At 73.5% G+C, this 3,588-nt stretch carries 4 protein-coding genes; 1 reads left to right on the forward strand and 3 read right to left on the reverse strand.

Translation table 11 applies throughout. The annotated features are described in order from the left end of the window. Positions 1-173: 173 nt before the first annotated feature. From HUX53_RS09405 to HUX53_RS09415, 3 genes are all read right to left on the reverse strand, one after another. Positions 174-740 (reverse strand): NUDIX hydrolase, encoded by a 567-nt coding sequence (locus tag HUX53_RS09405; RefSeq protein ID WP_309237132.1) that lies wholly within the window; start codon positions 738-740, stop codon positions 174-176. A 195-nt stretch (positions 741-935) separates the two neighbouring features. Beyond that, entirely contained in the window at positions 936-1,112 is a 177-nt protein-coding gene (locus HUX53_RS09410) for a hypothetical protein (protein WP_176402771.1), read from the reverse strand. Further along, the gene (locus HUX53_RS09415; protein WP_176402772.1) at positions 1,109-2,476 is read right to left on the reverse strand and encodes a zinc-dependent metalloprotease; all 1,368 of its coding nucleotides are present in this window, start codon (positions 2,474-2,476) and stop codon (positions 1,109-1,111) included. The genes HUX53_RS09410 and HUX53_RS09415 overlap by 4 nt, the downstream gene beginning before the upstream one ends. An 89-nt stretch (positions 2,477-2,565) precedes the next feature. On the opposite strand from HUX53_RS09415, the gene HUX53_RS09420 reads away from it, so the two are divergent. After that, the coding region (locus HUX53_RS09420; protein WP_176402773.1) for an NAD-dependent epimerase/dehydratase family protein at positions 2,566-3,588 on the forward strand (1,023 nt) is incomplete at its 3' end.

Raw genomic sequence — 3,588 nt, forward strand, 5'->3', positions numbered from 1 at the left:
CCCCCCGCCCCGGCCTCGTCCCCCAAGGTCCCGGCTGGCACCGCCTACGCACCCCCGAAGACCTACGCCTCCTAGACCCGGGCCTAGAAGGCTGGGAAAACACCCGAGCCCTCCTAGAAGGCCACCCCCTCACCCGCTGAGAGGCCCCGGCTGCCTGCGGGGCTTGTGCGTGGTCAGGTGGTTGTTGCGACTGCGCGGGCTACCAGGTCGCGGACGGCGTTGTCGGTGGGTTCGGGGATGTCGTCCACCGGGAACCAGGCGAGGTCGTCTGATTCGTCCGATACCGCGTGCCGGGCGCCTTCCGGGGCGATCGCCACGTACTGGACGTCCAGGTGCCAGGTTCCCTGCGGGTGGCAGCGGACCGCGTGCCGGTCCAGCTTGATGGGCTCGGGCAGCAGCCGCAGGCCCGCTATGCCCGACTCCTCCGTTGCCTCCCGCAGCGCCGCGTCGGCGAGCGTGGCGTCGCCGGGCTCGCAGTGGCCGCCGAGCTGGAGCCACGCCTTGACCTTTGCGTGCAGGGTCAGCAGCACGCGGGTGCGGGACGCGTCGAGCACGGCTGTGCTGGCGGTGATGTGTCCGGCCGCGCACGCCCGCCACATCCCGTCTTCCGGGTGCTCCTTCAGATGCTGCAGGAATTCCTGCCGCACCTGCTCCTGCTCGGCATCGGGCGCCCGCCACGACGACAGCACCCGCACGGCGTCGTCATACAGGACGTCCGGCGCCAATGAGCGTGCGCTCACAGGGCACTCCGCGCATGCAGAGAGCATTGTGGCGAAGGACGTCCGGTGTGGGCCGGAGGCGCGCTCACCAGGCACTCCGCGTCATGTCCAGGGCGTCGGCATCGTTGGGAGGCACGCTCACAGGGCACTCCGTGGCATGTGCACGGTGTTGTCGTGCCGACGCCCGGCATGGCTTGGAGGAGTGCTGCGGATGGGTCATGCGCGGCCTACGCGGGGGTAGCGGGAGTTGTCGGGGCGGCGGCGCCGGCGCTCCTGGTCGAGGGGGCGCTGCCAGCACAGGCTCGCCTGGGAGACGCGGCGCCGGATCGCGTTGGTGGACGATCCGTACTCGTAGCGGCAGCCGTTCACCCGGGACGGGCGCGACCGGCTCATGCGCGCGGCCCGTCGTCGTCCGGCCCCGGCCCGTCGTCGGGTTTCTCGTCGGGCTTCTCGCCCTCCTCCGGGGCCTTGGTCAGGTTGGTCAGGTCCAGGTCGGACAGGCCCTCGATCTCGTCGCGGCCGTGCACGAAGCCTTCCGGGTCGTCGAGGTCGTCGGCGGTCGGGAGCAGGTCGGGGTGGTCCCAGACCGCGTCCCGGCCCTGCGTGCCGCGCGCCTCGGTGAGAGTCCGCCAGAGGGTGGCGGCCTCGCGGAGGCGGCGGGGGCGCAGTTCCAGGCCGACCAGCGTCGCGAACGTCCGCTCTGCCGGGCCGCCGGTGGCGCGGCGGCGCCGCACCGCCTCGGCCAGCTTCACCGAGCCGGGCAGCCGGCCCTCGGCGGCCTCGTTCACGACCGTGTCGACCCAGCCCTCGACCAGCGCGAGCGCCGTCTCCAGCCGGGCCAGCGCCGCCTTCTGCCGCGGCGTCTCCTCGGGCTGCAGCTGGATCTCGCCGCCGAGCGCCTCCTGGAGCGCCTCCGGGTTGCTCAGGTCGAGGCCCTGGACGGCCTGCTCGATGCCCGACAGGTCGACGGTGATGCCGCGCGCGTACTCCTCCACCGCGCCCAGCAGGTGCGAGCGCAGCCACGGGACGTGGGTGAAGAGCCGCTGGTGGGCGGCCTCGCGCAGCGCCAGGTAGAGCCGGACCTCGTCGGACGAGACCTCCAGGCCCTCGCCGAATGCCTCGACGCCGGCGGGCAGCAGCGCCCCGACACCGTCGGGGGCGAGCGGCAGGCCCACGTCGGCGGAGCCGGTGACCTCGCGGGCCAGCGCGCCGAGCGCCTGCCCGGCCTGGCCGCCGACCATCGCCCCGGCCATCTGCTTGACCATGCCGATCAGCGGGCCGACCATCGCCTGCACGTCGGCGGGGATCTCGCCGCCGCCGAGCGCCCCGCCCATCGACTCGACCATGCGGGTCGCGATCGGGTCGCACACCTTGGACCACACGGGCAGCGTCTGCTCGATCCATTCGGACCGGCTCCACGCCTGCGGCGTCCGGATCCCGGCGGGCAGCGTCGTCTTCTCGTCCAGCCACAGGTCGGCCAGGCGCAGCGCCTCCTCGACCTGGCGGCGCTCGCTGTCGACGACCGACGGGTCGCCCTGCTCCACCACGGTGTGCCGCGCGATGTTCTTGGCCAGGTCCCAGTTCAGCGGGCCGCCGCCCCCGCCGCCCGCACCCTGCGCGCCGATCATGTCGGCGAACCGGTGCAGCATGTCGGCGAACTGCGCCATGTCGCCGCCCATGCCCTTGAATGGATCCTGGGGCCGGTCGTCGTCGTCTCCGTCGCCGGGACGGTTGAAGCCGAAGGGAGTGTTGCTCATCGGATCGCCCCTGGGATGCATGATGGGCTCATATCCGCAACGTTAGCCGGTCCCGGCAAGGTCGCGTACTCAAGGAAGGGGGCAGCCCCGTGGCAACGGGCAAGGTTCGCCCTCGGCGTAGCAAGGCCCCGGTCGTCGCCGTCACCGGCGCCGCCTCCGGGGCGGGACGGCTGCTGGCCGCCCGGCTCGCCGAACGGGAAGAGATCCGCAAGGTCGTCGCCATCGACGGGCAGCGCGGCGACGTGCCCGGCGTCACATGGCGGGTCACCGACATCCGCGACCCGCTGCTGTCGGGACGGCTCTCCGACGTGGACGTCATCGTCAACCTCGACATCGAGCGGTCCCCGGACGCGGACCCGCGCGAGCGCCGCACCCACAACGTGCGCGGCGCCCAGACGGTCGTCACCGCCGCCGCGGCCGCCCGCGTCCGCCGGGTGGTGCTCGTCACGTCCGCGATGGTCTACGGGGCCGGGCCGGACAACGACGTGCCGCTGAGCGAGGACGCGCCGCTGCTCGCCGAGGCCAGCACCAGCATCGCCGGCGACTTCCTGGAGATGGAGGAACTGGCCGCCACCGCGCCCGTCACCCACCCCGGGCTGGACGTCACCGTCGTCCGTCCCGCCTCGGTCGTCGGGCCCGGCGTCGACAGCGTCGTCACCCGCCACTTCGAGTCGCCCCGGCTGCTGTCGGTCAAGGGCAGCACGCCCGGCTGGCAGTTCTGCCACATCGAGGACCTCGCGTCCGCGCTGGACGCCGTCGTCACCGAGGACGTGCGCGGGCCCGTCGCCGTCGGCTGCGAGGGCTGGCTCGGCCCCGACGAGGTGACCGAGATCACCGGCAAGCGCAACTTCGAGCTGCCCGCCGCCCTCACCTTCGGGATGGCGCAGCGGCTGCACCGCCTCGGCATGACCCCGGCGCCCGCCACCGACCTGCACTACGTCGCCTACCCGTGGGTCGTCGACTGCGCCCGGCTGCGCGCCGCCGGCTGGAAGCCGATGTACGACAACGCCGCCGCGCTCCGCACCGTGATGGAGGAGACGGCGGGACGGCACGCCGTCGTCGGCCGCCGCGTCGGCGGCAAGGAGGCCACGATGGCGACCGCCGCCGGCGCG

The sequence above is a fragment of the Actinomadura sp. BRA 177 genome, from assembly GCF_013372625.1.
Lineage (GTDB): Bacteria > Actinomycetota > Actinomycetes > Streptosporangiales > Streptosporangiaceae > Spirillospora.